At 63.0% G+C, this 16,731-nt stretch carries 16 protein-coding genes; 6 read left to right on the forward strand and 10 right to left on the reverse strand.

Annotated features, from left to right (window positions below):
• The first annotated feature begins 61 nt into the window (after nt 1–61).
• Entirely contained in the window at nt 62–622 is a 561-nt protein-coding gene (locus tag ACOOE1_RS06265; protein WP_420405479.1) for a class I SAM-dependent methyltransferase, read from the forward strand.
• Nucleotides 623–676: 54 nt separating this feature from the next.
• On the opposite strand, the gene ACOOE1_RS06270 is transcribed toward ACOOE1_RS06265, so the two are convergent.
• Entirely contained in the window at nt 677–1,000 is a 324-nt protein-coding gene (locus tag ACOOE1_RS06270; RefSeq protein WP_292882217.1) for a hypothetical protein, read from the reverse strand.
• A 125-nt stretch (nt 1,001–1,125) separates the two neighbouring features.
• Between ACOOE1_RS06270 and ACOOE1_RS06275 the strand changes: the two genes are divergently transcribed.
• From ACOOE1_RS06275 to ACOOE1_RS06290, 4 genes are all read left to right on the forward strand, one after another.
• On the forward strand, nt 1,126–1,413 hold the full coding sequence (locus tag ACOOE1_RS06275) for a DUF1330 domain-containing protein (protein WP_420405480.1): 288 nt from the start codon (nt 1,126–1,128) through the stop codon (nt 1,411–1,413).
• A gap of 235 nt (nt 1,414–1,648) precedes the next feature.
• Entirely contained in the window at nt 1,649–2,590 is a 942-nt protein-coding gene (locus tag ACOOE1_RS06280) for an ABC transporter permease (RefSeq protein ID WP_420405481.1), read from the forward strand.
• On the forward strand, nt 2,587–3,495 hold the full coding sequence (locus ACOOE1_RS06285) for an ABC transporter permease (protein ID WP_420405482.1): 909 nt from the start codon (nt 2,587–2,589) through the stop codon (nt 3,493–3,495). Before ACOOE1_RS06280 ends, ACOOE1_RS06285 begins: the two co-directional genes overlap by 4 nt.
• Nucleotides 3,496–3,568: 73 nt before the next feature.
• Nucleotides 3,569–5,158 carry an ABC transporter substrate-binding protein gene (locus ACOOE1_RS06290; RefSeq protein ID WP_420405483.1) on the forward strand — a complete coding sequence of 530 codons (1,590 nt, stop codon included), beginning with the start codon at nt 3,569–3,571 and terminating at the stop codon, nt 5,156–5,158.
• Between the two features lie 56 nt (nt 5,159–5,214).
• Here ACOOE1_RS06290 and ACOOE1_RS06295 read toward each other — a convergent pair whose 3' ends face one another.
• The 7 genes from ACOOE1_RS06295 to ACOOE1_RS06325 form a co-directional block, all read right to left on the reverse strand.
• Nucleotides 5,215–5,622, reverse strand: coding sequence for a hypothetical protein (locus tag ACOOE1_RS06295; protein WP_420405484.1), 408 nt, complete (start codon nt 5,620–5,622; stop codon nt 5,215–5,217).
• A 191-nt stretch (nt 5,623–5,813) separates the two neighbouring features.
• Nucleotides 5,814–6,536 carry a glutamine amidotransferase-related protein gene (locus tag ACOOE1_RS06300; RefSeq protein ID WP_420405485.1) on the reverse strand — a complete coding sequence of 241 codons (723 nt, stop codon included), beginning with the start codon at nt 6,534–6,536 and terminating at the stop codon, nt 5,814–5,816.
• Nucleotides 6,526–7,728: a nicotinate phosphoribosyltransferase gene (locus ACOOE1_RS06305; protein WP_420405486.1), complete on the reverse strand. Its 1,203-nt coding sequence runs from the start codon at nt 7,726–7,728 to the stop codon at nt 6,526–6,528. Before ACOOE1_RS06305 ends, ACOOE1_RS06300 begins: the two co-directional genes overlap by 11 nt.
• 26 nt (nt 7,729–7,754) lie before the next feature.
• Nucleotides 7,755–9,146 (reverse strand): class II 3-deoxy-7-phosphoheptulonate synthase, encoded by a 1,392-nt coding sequence (locus ACOOE1_RS06310; RefSeq protein ID WP_420405487.1) that lies wholly within the window; start codon nt 9,144–9,146, stop codon nt 7,755–7,757.
• A 114-nt stretch (nt 9,147–9,260) separates the two neighbouring features.
• Nucleotides 9,261–10,640, reverse strand: coding sequence for a glutathione-disulfide reductase (gene gor / locus ACOOE1_RS06315; RefSeq protein WP_420405488.1), 1,380 nt, complete (start codon nt 10,638–10,640; stop codon nt 9,261–9,263).
• A 156-nt stretch (nt 10,641–10,796) separates the two neighbouring features.
• Nucleotides 10,797–12,269 (reverse strand): NAD-dependent succinate-semialdehyde dehydrogenase, encoded by a 1,473-nt coding sequence (locus ACOOE1_RS06320; protein WP_420405489.1) that lies wholly within the window; start codon nt 12,267–12,269, stop codon nt 10,797–10,799.
• Nucleotides 12,270–12,405: 136 nt separating this feature from the next.
• Nucleotides 12,406–13,191: a maleate cis-trans isomerase family protein gene (locus tag ACOOE1_RS06325; RefSeq protein ID WP_420405490.1), complete on the reverse strand. Its 786-nt coding sequence runs from the start codon at nt 13,189–13,191 to the stop codon at nt 12,406–12,408.
• Nucleotides 13,192–13,276: 85 nt separating this feature from the next.
• Between ACOOE1_RS06325 and ACOOE1_RS06330 the strand changes: the two genes are divergently transcribed.
• Complete coding sequence (locus ACOOE1_RS06330) at nt 13,277–14,341, forward strand: alcohol dehydrogenase family protein (protein WP_420405491.1); 1,065 nt, start codon at nt 13,277–13,279, stop codon at nt 14,339–14,341.
• On the opposite strand, the gene ACOOE1_RS06335 is transcribed toward ACOOE1_RS06330, so the two are convergent.
• Entirely contained in the window at nt 14,338–15,501 is a 1,164-nt protein-coding gene (locus ACOOE1_RS06335) for a M24 family metallopeptidase (protein WP_420405492.1), read from the reverse strand. The two genes, ACOOE1_RS06330 and ACOOE1_RS06335, sit on opposite strands and share 4 nt — an antisense overlap.
• Nucleotides 15,498–16,706 (reverse strand): diaminopropionate ammonia-lyase, encoded by a 1,209-nt coding sequence (locus ACOOE1_RS06340; RefSeq protein WP_420405493.1) that lies wholly within the window; start codon nt 16,704–16,706, stop codon nt 15,498–15,500. The genes ACOOE1_RS06335 and ACOOE1_RS06340 overlap by 4 nt, the downstream gene beginning before the upstream one ends.
• Between the last annotated feature and the right edge of the window lie 25 nt (nt 16,707–16,731).

The raw sequence follows: 16,731 nt of genomic DNA on the forward strand, positions 1-16,731 counted from the left end.
ACGCGATATCTGCCGGCCGAATGCCGGAACCTCCCCATGCTACCCTCAGGTTATCTATTCAATGAAGCTCAATATCGGCTGCGGTTTCAGAAAAATGGACGGGTACATCAATGTGGATGCCTTCCCGGATTGCCATCCAGACGTTCTGCACGATCTCGAACAGACGCCCTGGCCGTTCGAGTCGGATTCAGTCAGCGAAATCGTAGCCAGTCACGTTCTGGAACATCTTGGCGCAGACAAGAATGTATTCTTCAACGTGATCAAGGAGATTTACCGCATTCTTACGAATGGTGGCCTCCTCCAGGTCGCCGTTCCACACTACATGCACCAGAATTATTATGCCGACCCGACCCATGTCCGAACGTTCACAAAGCGGACATTCGAAATGCTGGATATGGAGAAAAATCGGCATTGGATGGCGAAAGGCTCGAACGTCACCATGCTGGCCGCCATGCTGAAGGTCGATTTCGAACTCGTTTCCGCCACCCAAACCTACGACGATCCCTGGACGAAGAAGCTGATGGACGGCGAACTGACGCGCGCGCAACTCCGCGAAATCGCCGGGAACCAGTGGAACGTTGTCACCGAAGTGGGTTTCACGCTCAGGGCCAGGAAACCCTGATTTCGCGAAAATGCTCAGGATTGCCCAATCCACAAGCGGACAGCCCCCGTCAATTCACATTTCGATGCCGTGCTGTGCTTTGATCGATTTCAACACCGGCATGAAATCGTAGGTCGGGTAGAACTCGGTATCGAAAGCGCCCCAGGCGCTCTTTTCGATCGCCAGATTGACCTCACGCAGCCGGTGCCCCGGGACCTTCAGGATCGCGACCTGTCCTATACCCATCATGACGAACCAGTTCACCACCTCGATTCCCTCGGGCGGGAACATCTTCCAGAACTCTGCCTTCTCGAGCTTCGCGTTGATCTCCTGGAGATTCTTGTCCTTCTGGTGTTTCAGAAACACCGTCAGCAGGATCTCGCCTTCGCCAGCACTCATATTGGCCTCCCTTGCCCAACAACTGATGCGGATGCGGAACTGAAGCATTCGCCTCCTCGATTGGCAACAGAGGGACAGATGCCGTTAGAGTGCTGTCGAGAAAACATCCGGGTTGGGAGGAAACCATGCCGGCCGGCTACATCATAGCGCAGATCGACGTATCCGATCGCGAGGCATTCGAGGAATACCGCAAGCTGGTCCCAGCGACGATCGCCAAGTTCGGTGGAGAGTATCTGGTCCGCGGCGGCAAACAGGAACAGCTGGAAGGCAGCAACAATCCGCGCACCGTCGTTCTGCATTTCGAGAGTTTCGACAAAGCACGAGAATGGTACTATTCAGCAGATTACGAAAAGCCCAAAGCCATGCGGCAAGCTGCCTCGAGTGGCAATGCCATATTGGTCGAAGGTGTCTGACCACACAGAACGTCGGTGCACAGAAGATCTCCTGACGCTTTTTTGTGCGCCGCAAAAAAACGCCCGCCTAATTTTTCGGCATTCCCGAAAACCTGACTGACACGACTCCATAGCGCTGCACGCGCGCCTGTCCCGACAATCCGCGCACTCCTGCGGATCCCGTTCCCCGACGCGTCGGGTGGCACATGTGTTGCGTTGCACCAGATCCCTTCCTGCGACTTCAGATCGCGATGCCATGCTCAGACACGCTATCAAACGACTTCTTGTTTCGATCCCCGTATTGCTCGGGGTGCTATTCATCGGCTTCATGCTGATGCAGGTGGTGCCAACGGATCCCGCGACCGTGCTCGCGGGTCCAACGGCGAGTGCCGCGGATATCGAGGCGATCCGGGAATCGATGGGGCTCAACGAGCCCGTCATCGTCCAGTTCGGGATCTATCTCGGCCGCGTCCTGCAGGGCGATCTCGGCCGCTCACTCATCTCCAACAGCTCGGTGGTCGACGAACTGGCGAACACGATCGGCCCGACGATCGAACTCATGGCAGCGAGCCTGATCTGGGCGATACCGCTCGGTATCCTTTTTGGAACGCTGGCAGCGGTCCGCCGCGGCAAGGCCTCGGACCGGATCATCATGGCGGTCTCGGTCGCCGGCGTTTCCATGCCGATTTTCTGGTTCGGCCTGATGCTGATCCAGTATGTCGGTTTCAAATGGCAGATCCTGCCTTTCCAGGGCCGTGCGGGACCACTCTGGACGATCGAGGGAATCAGGCACATCATCCTGCCGGCGCTCACCCTCGGCGGCGTTTTCGTCGGCCCGGTCGCCCGTATGACCCGAACCTCCCTGCTTGAGGTGCTGAGCAGCGACTTCGTCCGCACCGCCCGCGCCAAAGGCGTATCGGAACGTGTCATCGTGCTCAAGCACGCGCTGCGCAACTCGCTGATCCCGGTCGTCACGCTGATCGGCCTGCAGATCGGTTTCCTGCTGGGCGGCGCCGTGGTGACCGAAACCATGTTCGCCTGGCCCGGGGTCGGGCGACTGGCGGTCGGGGCCATTGTCTCTGCCGACTACGCGCTCAGCCAGGGCGCCATCCTGGTGCTCGCGCTCTCCTTCATCGTCGTCAATATCATCGTCGACCTGCTCTATGCCCTGCTCGACCCGCGCCTGAGGGTGTCATGACCGAAATACACGTCTCGATGAACCCGGTTGACGAGGTACCGGCGGCCGATGTTGCGGCGCGCCGCACCGCTCTGCAGAAATTGATGCGGGACAAGGGTGCGGTCCTCTCCTTCGCCATACTCGCCATTATCGTCGCCGCCGCGCTTCTCGCACCGGTGATCGCGCCGCACGATCCCTACGACAATAATCTGCGCAACATGCTGAAGCCTCCCGTCTGGGCCGATTCCGCCGTGCCGGAACATCTGCTCGGCACGGACGGTCTCGGGCGGGATATTGTCAGCCGCTTGCTCTACGGCACCCGCACGACGCTGATGATGGGCGTGATGGCGGTCCTTGCCGGCGGGATCATCGGGTCCTTCATGGGGCTGATGGCGGCTTACTACAGATGGCTGGAAGGGCCGGTGATGCGCATCGTCGACATCCTGCTCTCCTTCCCCTCGATCCTCTTCGGTCTCGCCATCGCCGCCGTACTCGGGGCCGGAATCTTTTCCATTACGATCGCGCTTACGGTCTCGGCCATTCCGACGATCGCCCGGATCACACGCGGCGCCGCCATGGTGCAGATGCAGATGGAGTACATCACCGCGAGCCGCGCGGTCGGCATGAGCGATGCACGCATCATCTGGCTGCACCTGCTGCCGAACAGCGCCTCGACGATCTTCGTCTATCTGACCCTGCAACTCGGCCAGACCATCCTTCTCGGCGCCGCACTCAGCTTCATCGGCCTCGGCGCGCAGCCACCGACCGCCGAACTCGGCACCATGGCCTCCGAGGGCCGGAACTTTCTCTTCTTCGCGCCGCACGTCTCGACGATCCCGAGCCTGGTCATCTTCCTGATCGTGCTGTGTTTCAACGTCTTGGGGGACGCGCTGCGGGACGTCTTGGACCCGCGGCTGCGCCAGTAGGAACCGTCCGGGTCCGTCCCGGGCCGGAAAGGAGTACCGCCCGGTACTCCGGAATAAAACAGGAGGCTTACACATGGAACTCAGCAAGTTGTTGCTGCGGGCGGGAGCAATCGCCCTCACCGCGGCCCTGCCGCTGACGGCACCCGCGGTCGCGGAAACATCCGTCAGCGTGCTCCGCACAATCGATACCGACCGCTACGATCCGCATACCTCGACCGCGCGCTCGACCGCCGAGATCATGTTCATGATGGGCGATACGCTGGTTTCGCTGGCCCCGGACATGAAGACGATCCGGCCACTACTGGCGAAATCCTGGCGCGTGTCTCCCGACGGCCTGGTCTACACGTTCAAACTGCGCGACGACGTCACCTTCTGCAGCGGCAAGAAGCTCACTGCGAGCGACGTCAAGGCCACCATCGATCGCTGGATCGCCCACCCGAAAGGCGTGGTGAAGAACCGCATGGGCGACGTGAAGGAAGTTCGGGCTGTTGACGACTACACCGTCGAATACGAACTGACCCAGCCCTATTCCGAGCTGCTCTACCAAATGACCCAGCATTTCCACACCATCCTCAATGTCGAGGAGGTCGAGAAACTGGGTGATGATTTCGGCGTGAAGGGCTTTGACGGATCGGGTCCGTATTGCTTTGAAAGCTGGGAGCCGCGCAACCAGCTCGTCCTGAAAAAGCACGAGGCTTACAGCTGGGGCCCGGATTTCTATGCCAATATGGGTCCGGCCAAGGTCGATAAGGTAATCTGGAAGATCGTCCCGGAAGACAATAACCGGGTTGCCGGCATCCAGACGGCCCAGGGCGACGCGACCCAGTATCTGCCTTACTGGGCGGTCGACCAGCTGGAGGCCAACCCGCAGATCTCCGTGACGTCGCCGCCATTCTATTTCTGGACCTACTATGTCGGCTTCAAGATCACCCGCGACATCGTCGATGATCTCGAAGTGCGCAAGGCGATCAATCTTGCGGTCGACCAGAAGGCGATGGCCGAAGGCCCGTTCTTCGGCAAGGCGGCTCCGGCCTATGCCTATACCCATTCCGGCACGCTCGACTATGCCTCCGACGCGATCGACGAGAGCCTGTTCGGCTATGACCCGGAGAAGGCCGCCGCGATCCTCGACGCCGACGGCTGGAAAATGGGCGATGACGGTTTCCGCCACAAGGACGGCAAGAAGCTTGAACTGGTGGCCTACAGTTTCTCGAACATCTGGCGACAGGTGATGGAAGCGCTGCAGGGCGACCTTCGCAAGGTCGGTATCGATCTAAAGGTCGAGGTGTTCGACGCCACGGTGATCTGGGGCAAGCTCAAGACCCAGGACTTCGACCTCTACACCATGAGCTATCCGTACGTGTCCGCGGGCGACGCGCTCAACCTCTACTTCCCGTCGGCCAACATGCCGACGCCGAACCGGATGAATTGGGACAACGCGCAGACCGACGCCTGGCTGAAAGAAGGCCGAGGTGCTCTCACCGACGCCGACCGGGCCGCGGCCTATGCCAAGGTGCAGAAGCAGGTGCATGACGCCGTGGTCTGGATCCCGATCGTCCACGAGCCGATGTTCGTCGCGGCCGGCCCGCGCCTGAAGCCGGTCGAGGCCCACGGCATCTACGGTGCCGGTCTCTACAAGGGGCTCAGCCTCGAGCTGAAATAGGTCCGACGAGACAGGTTATTGCGCGGGGCCGATCCGTTCGGCCCCGCGTTTTCTACTCACCTATCGAGATTGTTGAAGAAATCGGCCGAGGTCTTTTCGTCGATTTCGACCGCCCCGCGATCTTCCGTTTTCTTCTCGGCCTTTGTAGGTGGAGCCTTCGGTTGAACCTGCGGAGGCTTCTTTTCCTCGACCGTGCTCTTATCGCCGCTCCGCCGGCGCGTCGTCGCGGCCGCGCCACTGGTCGACTGCTCGCCGGACTGGGTCATCGCCGCTTCATCCAGGACTTTGCGCTGCTTCGCAATACTCGCGAATTCCTGGAGGTTGATGAACAACTCGAAAAGTTCGGAGAGTTCTTCGGTGTTGGAAATCGCCTTTCTGGCGGCGCGCGCCATCACACTGAACGATCCGGGTCGGATCTGATACTTCATGAGCATCATGCGCGTGCGCTGCTGCAGATCAAGCAACCGCGCCAGAAGCTGATCGTCGGAGAGTTCGGACGGAGCGGAAATTACCGTCGACTTGCTGAGCGTCATTCTGCCAATTCCAGTTGCCTCAAGGGATTGTCCGCCAGTACTCCGCGCGGCTCCTGGCCGGCGGTATCGACGCCGGCTGAGCGGTGCGATTCGGTAAAGATACAAACGATACAGGAATCCGACTAGTCTGCGGCTTCCAGGGCGCCAACCCGGCCGCCGCGCATCCCGAGCCAGTCCAAGGTCGCGCGTCCCCACCGGTCGATCGCCGCCCCGAACATATCGAAGCCCTTCAGATGCGCTTCCTTGGGCTGCGCGCCCGGCAGCTCCATGCGATGAGCCGCTCCCCCGGTCCAGCGCTCGATCATCGCGAGCGTGATCTCCGGATGAAACTGGATCCCCAACGCGTTGTCCCCGTAAAGATAGGCCTGATTGGGGAACCGGGTTCCTGTCGCCAGCAGCCGCGCGCCGTCAGGAAGATCGAAACCCTCCTTGTGCCACTGGTAGAAATGGTCGGATTGCCGAAAATAGGGTCTGCCTTCTTCGGTTGGGTGGATCTTGGTGTAGCCCACCTCGACATGGCCCTCGTCGTGAAGCGCGACCTTGGCTCCGAGTGCCCGGGCAAGAATCTGACCCCCGAGACAGATCCCGAAGAACGGGACCTTTTCCCGCAGCACGACATCCATGAAATCAAGCTCGGCACGAATGCCGTCGAGGTGATCGTCATTGGCGCTCATCGGACCGCCGAACACCACGACTCCGTCATGTTCGTCCAGATGCGCCGGCAAGGGGTCGCCGATGCAGGGACAACGCCGGTCGAGCGCGTATCCGCGTTCCTCGAGCAGGACACCAACATGCCCCGGAACCGAGGTTTTCTGATGTACGACGATGAGAACCTTAGATTTCACGATTTTCTTGTCTGGGATTGTCCAACAGGAATTCTCGGCCGACCTTAACACGTTCCTCTTCGCCATACTTGACGATATCAGCGGTCGCGTAGGTCTCGCTCCATTTCTCAGGGAGATAGGAGCCTGTGCCGATGATATCAATCGGTGCGTTGGCGAGCGCCATCACCCGGCACTTCTCCGGCGAGAACCCGCTCGAGGCAACGATCTTCACCGCCTTGAAGCCGGCCCGGTCAAGCCGTTCACGCATGTGCCAGATCGCGGCGGCAGAAACCCCGGTGCCAATCAGGTAGCGCAACTCGTTGTCAGTCCGGTAGCCGCGGATCGCCTGCGGCGCGTTGCGGTCCAGTACCTGATAAGACATGCCGATGTCCATGTCCTCGACATACCGTCCGCCGTGGGTGTCGAGACGGACGGCCACCCGCCCCTCCGCCGCGAGTTCGGGATAGCGACGGCAGACCGCCAGCGCGTCGGTAAACTCCTGGCCGAAATAGTCGACCAGAACGGTCAGGTTCTCTTCCGGATGGGTCTCGTGGAACATCTCCGCGGCGCGCACCGTGGAGCCGGCATAGCCGATCAGCGCGTGCGGCATTGTGCCGAAACCGCGGTCCTTGTCGAAGAAGTGCGCCGTCTCGTCGGAGGCATTGCCGATGAAGCCGACCGCGCCCAGCTTGCGTTGCGCCTTGGCGGAACCGACGCTGGCGCCATAAGCCATCATCTCCGCCATCTCGGTGCCGGCGCAGTGCCGTGCGTCCATGGCGAGGAATGACGTCTTCGGCATTTCCGCACACATGACGTAGGCGTTATAGGCGGCCACGCAGCAGGCCCCAAGCTTCTGCAGGAACTGGGTCTCAAGGTCGATCAGGTGATAGAGCGAGCCGGAGACATACATGATCGGCTCGCCCGCACCGACCCAGGAGCCTTCCCTCTGCCGGAGATCCACCCGGATCTCGACCTTCCTTGCCTTCGCCATCCGCTCGAGCCATCGCATGGCGAGGCGGGGGGCGGATGTCACCGGGCGGCGCATGAACACCGCGTAGGTGACATCCATATCGCCGAACTTCGCGACAACGTCCTTGGTCCGCAGAAAATACTTGTCGACGAAGCGCGGCAGGTCGCTTTCCGCCGGATGGCTTACCGTGCGCGGCGCCTCGTCCGGCGTAGTAAGCGACGCGATCCCGTCTGAGCCGTCCATGGCCCTACTCCCAGTTCAGAGTCCGATCAGGACGCGGCCGCCATCGAGCCGGCCGCGTCGCTGGCCCGGCTCTTCTTCATCATGTCGGCAATCAGGAAAGCCAGCTCCAGCGATTGGCTTGCATTCAGACGCGGATCGCAGTGGGTGTGATACCGGTCGGCCAGCGCCTCGTCGGTAATCGCCTGGGCGCCGCCGATGCACTCGGTAACATCCTGTCCGGTCAGCTCGAAATGCACGCCGCCGGCATGGGTACCTTCTGCCTGGTGCACGTCGAAGAACTCTTTCACCTCGGAAAGGATCCGGTCGAACGGCCGTGTCTTGTATCCGCTCGACGCCTTGACGGTATTGCCGTGCATCGGATCGCAGGACCAGACGACGTTCTTGCCTTCCTTCTGCACCGCGCGGATGAAGCGCGGCAGGTGCTTGTCGACCTCGCCCGCCCCGACGCGCACGATCAGGGTCAGGCGCCCCGCTTCGTTCTTCGGATTGAGAATGTCGATCAGCCGCAGCATATCGTCGGTCTCAAGGCTCGGCCCGCATTTCATGCCGATCGGATTCTGGATCCCGCGCAGATACTCGATATGCGCGCCGTCCGCCTGGCGTGTGCGGTCGCCGACCCAGAGCATGTGCGCAGAGGTGCTGTACCAGCCGCCCTCGCCGGTGATGGTGTCCTTGCGGGTCATCGCCTGCTCGTAACCGAGCAGGAGTGCTTCGTGGCTTGTGTAGAACTCGGTCTCGCGGAGCTGCTGGTTGTTCTCCGGAGTAATGCCGCAGGCGCGCATGAATTCGAGCGCCTCGTCGATACGTTGCACCACATGTTCGAAGCGCTCTCCCTGGGGGGATTTTTCGACAAAGCCAAGGGTCCAGCGATGAATCTGTTCGAGATTGGCGAAACCGCCCTGCGCAAACGCGCGCAGCAGGTTCAGCGTCGAGGCTGACTGGTTGTAGACCTTGAGAAGCCGGTCCGGATCCGGAATGCGCGAACCCTCGTCGAACTCGATCGCGTTCACCATGTCGCCGCGATAGCTCGGCAGCTCGACGCCGCCGATTGTCTCCGTGTCGGAGGAACGCGGTTTGGCGAACTGGCCGGCGAGACGACCGACCTTCACGATCGGCATGGCCGCGCCGAAAGTCAGCACCACCGCCATCTGCAGCAGCACCCGGAAGGTGTCGCGAATATTGTTCGGCGAGAATTCGGCAAAGCTCTCAGCACAGTCGCCGCCCTGCAGCAGGAAGGCTTCACCGCGCGCAACCTTGCCCAGGGACGCCTTCAGGCGTTGTGCCTCGCCCGCAAAGACAAGCGTCGGATACCCGCTGAGTTCCTTCTCGACCGCCACCAGACGCTCGGCGTCCGGATAGGCAGGAACCTGCTTGATCGGTTTGCCGCGCCAGCTATCGGGGCTCCAGGTGCCGGCCATCGCTCTTCTCCTTAACATACCGGGTGCCCGAACCGGCGGTGCTCCGATTCGGGGACCGGCATTATTAACAGCGGAAAAAGGCTATGGCCAGCGCCACGAGCCTCGCTTCGCCTGCTATTCCGCGGCCTGGCGCTCTTCCGGATCCGGTCGCCTGGTGCGCATGGTAACGAACTCCTCCGCCGCCGTCGGGTGGATGCCGATGGTGGCGTCGAACTCGGCCTTGGTCGCGCCCGCCTTTATGGCAATGCCGATGCCCTGGATGATCTCCGGAGCATCGAGCCCGACCATGTGCGCACCCACAACCCGATCGGAGGCACGGTCGACGATCAGCTTCTGCATGCCGCGCTCCGGATTGTCCGTCAGCGTGTATTTCATCGGTCGGAAGCCGGCGACATAAACGTCCACCGCGCCGTAGCTCTCGCGCGCTTCGGCTTCCGTCAGGCCGACCGTACCGACAGGCGGCTGGCTGAAGACGGCGCTCGGCACGTCGCTGTGATCGGCCTGGCGCGGGTTGTTGTTGAACTGGGTCTCGGCGAAGCAATGGCCCTCGGCGATGGCGACTGGCGTCAGGTTGATACGGTTCGTGACGTCGCCGACCGCAAAGATGCTCGGCACCGAGGTCTGCGACCATTCGTTCACCTTGACCGCCCCGTTGCGGTCGAGCCCCACGCCCGCTTCCGCGAGCCCGAGCCCCCTGGTATTCGGATGCCGGCCGGTCGCATACATGACCTTGTCCGCCTCGATCACCGAGCCGTCGTTCATATGCACCTTGTAGGCCGCGCCGGCCTTCTCGATCCGCTCCGGCAGGACACCTGGATGGAGATGCATGCCTTTCTTGCTCATTTCCTCGGTCAGGGTATTCCGTACATCCTCGTCGAAACCGCGCAGCACCTTGTCGGCGCGATAGACCAGATGGGTCTCGGACCCGAATGCGTTGAATATCCCGGCAAACTCGACGGCGATGAAGCCGGAGCCGACGATGACGATGCGCTCCGGGCGCTCAGGCAGTTCGAGTGCCTCGTTCGAGGTGATGGCGTGCTCCGCGCCGTCGACTTCCGGGATGCTCGGCCAGCCGCCGACGGCGATCAGGATCTTTTCCGCCGTGTAGTGCTTGCCGCCGACCGCCACCGTATGGGCGTCGACCACCGTGCCCCGACCGTGGATCCGCGTCACGCCGGCATTCTCCAGCAGGCCGACATAGATGCCGTGCAGCCGGTCGAGTTCCTTCTCCTTGGCGGCGATCATCTTCGGCCAGTCATGCGAGACATTCTCCGCCGACCAGCCGTAACCGGCGCCGTCTTCCATATCGTGGCCGAAATGGGAGCCGTAGACGAAGAGCTTCTTCGGAACGCAGCCGCGCAGAACGCAGGTTCCGCCCTCGCGCACTTCTTCGATCACCGCGACCCGCGCGCCGAAGGAAGCCGCGAGACGGCTGGCACGTACACCGCCGGATCCGGCGCCAATGGTGATAAGGTCGAAATCGTAATCGGACACGGGACTGGTTCCTTTATCGGTTCGAAGCTCTGTAGTGGCGCACCCTAGATAGGAACGCCATTCGTGCCTGTCCTTCACAAGTCAGTCAACGGATCGGGGACGGCATGAAATGGAAAAGGCGGCCAAAGGCCGCCTTTTCCGTCCACTTCGACCGGATCAGCCGTTCAGGCCGCCCATCAGCATGTATTTGATCTCGAGATAGTCATCCATGCCGTATTTCGAGCCCTCGCGGCCGAGGCCGGATTCCTTCACCCCGCCGAACGGTGCGAGTTCGGAAGAAAGAATACCCTCGTTGATCGCGACCATGCCGTATTCCAGCGCCTCGGCAACGCGCCAGACGCGGCCGAGATCGCGGGCATAGAAATAGGAGGCGAGACCGAACTCGGTGTCGTTCGCCATCTCGATCACCTCTTCCTCCGTCTTGAAACGGAAGAGCGGGGCGACAGGACCGAAGGTTTCCTCGCGGAAGATCGCCATATCGCGGGTGGCGCCGGTCAGCACGGTCGGCTCGTAGAAGAGCGCGCCGATATTGCTGCGCGACCCGCCGGTGGCCACCTTCGCGCCCTTGGCGACAGCGTCCTGCACATGCTCCTCGACCTTGTCGACCGCGGCGGCCTCGACCAGCGGGCCGAGCACCACGCCATCCTCGAAGCCGTTGCCCATCTTCATCGAGGATGCGGCCTCGGCGAATTTCCGCGCGAATTCGTCATAGATGCCGTCCTGCACGAAGATCCGGTTGGCGCAGACGCAGGTCTGCCCGGCATTGCGGTACTTGGAGGCGATCGCCCCCTTCACCGCTTCCTCGATGTTGGCGTCGTCGAAGATGATCAGCGGCGCGTTGCCGCCGAGTTCCATCGAAACCTTCTTCACCGTCGTGGCCGACTGCGCGATCAGCTGCTTGCCGACCTCCGTCGAGCCGGTGAAGGTGATCTTGCGGACGATCGGATTGTGGGTCAGCTCGTTCCCGATGGCGGACGAGCTGGCACCGCAGACCACGTTGAAGACCCCCTTCGGCACGCCCGCGCGCTCGGCGAGCACGGCGATGGCGATGGCCGAGAACGGCGTCATTTTGGCCGGCTTAGAGACGAAGGTGCAGCCCGCCGCCAGCGCCGGACCGGCCTTGCGGGTGATCATCGCGTTCGGGAAGTTCCAGGGCGTGATCGAGCCGACGACGCCGACCGGCTGTTTGAGGACGACGATGCGCTTGTCCGCCGCCATCGCCGGAATCACGTCGCCGTTGATGCGTTTCGCCTCCTCGGCATAGTACTCGATATAGGAGGCGCCGTAGGCGACCTCGCCCATGGCTTCCGCCACCGGCTTGCCCTGCTCGGCGGTCATGATGGTCGCGAGGTCCTTCTGGTTCGCCATCATCAGATCGAACCAATTGCGCAGCACCGCGGAGCGCTCCTTCGCGGTCTTGGCGCGCCAGGCCGGCAGAGCCGCATTCGCCGCCTCGATCGCGCGCCTGGTCTCGTCCGCGCCCATGTCCGGAATGGTGCCCACCAGATCGCCGGTCGCGGGATCGGTCACATCCACCTTGCCGCCGCCATCGGCATCGACCCAGGCGCCGTCGATATATCCCTGCTCGCGGAACAGTGACGGATCGGCGAGTTTGCTTCTGATATCCATTGCGAGGCTCCTTCCCTCTCTTCCGGCCGCGTCCACAATCGGTCCGCGCCGTTACACGCAGGCTTCCGAACGTTGGTAAGACCACCCGTCCGGAACATCTAACTCATTATGAAACATGGGGTTTCGCCCCATTTACTCAAGCAACGATTTCGCGCCCGGTACTGCCTTGCCCCACCATTTGAAGACTACCGAGCCGGCCAAGCTCCGGGATCGGGCGGGTGATGCCGGCAAGCCGCATCATGTGCCAGGCGAGGACCTGGTTGCTGCAGAGAAACGGCTTGTTGGTGCTCCGTTCCGCTTCGTGAATGACACTGGCCGCGCGCAGGTTGGTACAGGAGGCGAACACCGCCCCGACGCCGGGATTGCCGGCCACAGCTTCCGCGGCGCGCGTAATCGAACCGAGCGAGATGCGCGCCACCACTCTTTCCTCTTCCTGACCGAAAACCGTGGACTCGACGAAAGGCATGCCGCTCTTCGCCATTTCCGCTTCGAGCGCATCGGTGACGGATCGCACATAGGGACTGACAAGGCCAAGTCGCTTCACCCCGAGCGCCCTCGCAGCGGCCTTCAGTGCCGAGAGGGGGTTGGTGACCGCCGCCGTCGAATGAATGGAGCGCACCAGTTCGGCAACGCGGTCCTCGCCCATCACGGTCGAGGCGGAGGTGCATCCGTAACCGATCACGTCGAGCGGAGTGTCCTGCGGCAACAGGACCGCCGCGCCCGGAATGCGCGCCTCCATCTGGCGCAGCGTTTCCGGCGTCACGTTCGGCGCGCTCTCGATCCGCGTGTGGTAGAGCGCGATTGCGGGATCGGCCGCGACATGACGAAAATCCTGTTCGATGGTTTCGTCGGTCTTCAGGACGATCAGGCCGAGACGATGGCGCCACGGGAGATCGGGGTCGATCTTGAGCATCTTCGCCATTGCCGTGCTCCACATGCTGGCTTCGGATTGCTCATTGTCCTACACCCGATCCAGACTGCCCGAAAGGGAAACGCGCGAGGTCGCGATGACGATGACGTACCCACCCGCAAAGATGCAGGCCGTGCTGCTGACCGGCCATGGCGATTTCGACAAGCTCGCCTACCGCACCGACATCACGGTTCCGGTTCCGGGGCCGCGCGATGTGCTGGTCCGGGTCGGTGCCGCAGGTGTGAACAATACCGATCTGAACACCCGCATCGGCTGGTATTCGAAGGGCGACAACGATGCAGTAGATGCAAGCTGGGGCGGAGAGGCCCTCGAATTCCCGCGCATCCAGGGCGCGGACATCGCGGGAGAAATCATCGCGGTCGGCACCGGAATCGATCCGGCGCGCGTCGGAGAGCGGGTCCTGGTGGAACCCTGCCTGCGTGAACTGCACGGCCAGACGCTCGACAATTTCGCCTATATAGGCTCCGAATGCGACGGCGGTTTCGCCGATTTCGTCGTGGTTCCGGGAAGCCACGCCTTCCGGCTCGAAAGCGGCCTGAGCGACGTCGAGCTTGCCTCTTTTCCCTGTTCCTATTCGACAGCGGAAAACCTGCTGACCCGCACGGATGTGAAAGCGGGCGAGAGGGTGCTCGTCACCGGCGCGTCCGGCGGAGTGGGTTCGGCGGCGATCCAGCTGGCCCGGGCCCGGGGCGCGGAGGTGATTGCGGTCACCAGCCCGGCCAAGGCGGATCATCTCATGGCGCTCGGTACCGCCCAAATCATCGACCGCAACACACCGCCAAGTGAAGTCCTCGGGGCGAATGCCGTCGATGTCGTGGTGGATCTGGTCGGCGGACCGACCTGGCCGGATCTGCTGGAGACCCTTCGCCCCGGCGGACGCTACGGCGTGTCCGGCGCCATCGGAGGGCACACGGTGCCGCTCGATCTGCGGACACTCTATCTGAAGGACCTGAAATTTTTTGGCTGCACGAAACTCGAGGACGGGGTCTTCGCGAAGCTCGTCCGATTGATCGAGAGCGGAGCCATCAGGCCTTTGGTCGCTGCGACCTTCCCGCTGCGCGAGATCGTCGCGGCGCAGAAGGCCTTCAGCGCGAAATCCCATACCGGAAAAATCGTCCTGGAAGTTGCCGGCACGGCCTAGCCGACGATCGTGATCTCCGGGCCCGCGCGGCGGGTCAGAAGTTCCGCGCCGTCTGCACGGATCACGATGTTCTCTTCATGCACCATCATCCGGCCCGGTGCGTATTCGAGACCCGGCTCCAGCGTCAACACCATCCCGGGCACCAGCTCCGTCCGGTCCCCGGCAGTGATCGAGGGCCATTCGGTCAGCACCATGCCGAGCCCGTGTCCGATCCGGCCGACATTGCCCGCACTGGCACCGCCCGATGACAACACCGCCGCCATGGCCTGGAACAGATCGGCGCAGGTCGCTCCCGGCCGTGCCGCTGCGAGACCTGCCTCCATCGCTGCATGGACCGTCCGGTAGGCCTCCGCCACGGGAGCGGACGGCGAAGCGATGGCGTAGTTCCGGTCGAAGTCGCAGAAATAACCGTCGAGGAGCGTGCCGGTATCGAGGATCAGCACGTCGCCCTCCGCGACACGCCGCTCCGACGGCGGCGAGATGATGTCGCCATAGCCACCGGGCCCGGCGCCACCGACGAGATAGGAGACGTCGTCCGCCCCCGCCTCGAGACAGGCAATCTTGAAGCAGCGGAAGATCTCCCGTTCCGTCATGCCCGGCGCGAGCCAGCCGGACCAGTTGTCGAACACGTCGGAGACGATTTCGCAGGCGGTGCGGATCTTCGCGATCTCCGCCTCCGACTTGACGATCCGAAGCGCCCGGACAATGCCCGCGTCGTCTCGGAAGACCGCGTCCGGCAGCATCCAGCGCAGCCTGTCATACTCGGCGAGCGGCAGCCGGAGATGGGTCTCCGGCCCGGACGGGATACCGATCCGCGCCCCCGCTCCGGCGAGTTCGCGCATTGCCTCGGCCAGCAGCGAGAGCCCCTCGTCCTCGGGGTTGGGTGAGGCCCATGTGCGGATATCCTCGATCCAGGTCCGCTCCATCGCGGGCGCGCCAATGCCGGGAATGACCGCGACCGGTTTTCCGTTCGCAGGCACGAGCAGGAACCAGGGCCGGGTCGGGCTCTGCCAGAACTGGGTCAGGAAGCCGCTGAAATAGCGCACGTCGGGCTCGGTGGTCAGCAGCAGCAGATCGAGCCCTTCCGCCGCCATTCGTCGCTGCGCACGCTCCAGACGCGCCTCGAACTCGGCCGCCGGGAAACCGCGCGCGATGGTCATGCCGCGAGATCGCCGACGATGGACCTGTAGATCTCGGGGTCGGTCGCGCCTTCACTGCCGATCAGAAGCACCCGGCTGTCTGGGCCAAGACCGATCCGTGTTTTCAGTTCCGGGTGAGAGGAGACCGCCATCAGGCCAAGCAGTCCCGCGACGCCGGACTCGCCGGCGGTGATCCGCGCCCCGGCCTCGCCCGAGGCGAGCAGGCGCATGGCCGGGCCGACGCCCTCCTCGCCGACGGTAAGATAGTCGGAGCAGCCGGCGGCAAGGATCGGCCAGGCGACGAGCGACATCTCCCCGCAGGAGAGGCCGGCCATCAGGGTCTCCTCGTGGATCGGCACGACGGCCGGCTTGTCCTGCCGCGCGCTCTCGATGGCACAGGCGGCGAGTTCCGGCTCGACCACCACAGTGCGCGGCGCCTCGGCGCCGAGTGTCTGCCAGAAGCGGGCGACCATCGCGGCGGCGAAACCGCCGACGCCGGCCTGCACGAACATGTGGGTCGGCGGCGCTACCGTCTGGGCCAAGACCTCGCTCGCCATCACCGTATAGCCCGCCATCACGTCGCGCGGGATCTCCATGTAACCCGGCCAGGAAGCGTCCGAGACCACGTACCAGCCGTTCGCCTCGGCCTCCGTCTCGCTCACCTTCAGGGACAGATCGTAATCACCGTCGATGCGCCGGACCTCTGCGCCGAAGGCCTCCATCGCGGTCTTGCGGCCCTCGCTGACCTCGGCATGAATAAAGATGACGCAACGGCACCCAGCCATCTCCGCTCCCCAGGAGACCGAGCGGCCGTGATTGCCATCGGTCGCGCAGGTGACGGTCATCTCCTTCAGGGCCTCTGCAAACTTGCCGCTTCGGATTTCGTCCAGCGTCGCCGCATCATGCCCCCGGTCAGCAAGCCACTTGCGCGCCAGCAGCATGACCGCATAGGCCCCGCCGAGCGCCTTGAAGCTGCCGAGCCCGAAACGCGGTCCCTCGTCCTTGTAGAGCACGGCGCCGAGCCCGAGTTCGGTGGCAAGCCCATCAAGGGATTCGAGCGGGGTCGGCGCATAGCCCGGCCAGGCGGAGATTTCGGACAAGGCAGAAACGGCCATCGAGACCGGGAAGTCCGCCTCGAGGCTCTCCGGCCAGGCGCCCGAGAGCGTTTCGTGCGCGGCATGCTGGCGCAGCAGCATCGGCGCCGTCAGTTCCCGTTCGATGTTCACCTGGCCGCTCCCACGAAACGAATGT

This window comes from Nisaea sp. (assembly GCF_965216895.1).
Classification (GTDB): domain Bacteria; phylum Pseudomonadota; class Alphaproteobacteria; order Thalassobaculales; family Thalassobaculaceae; genus Nisaea.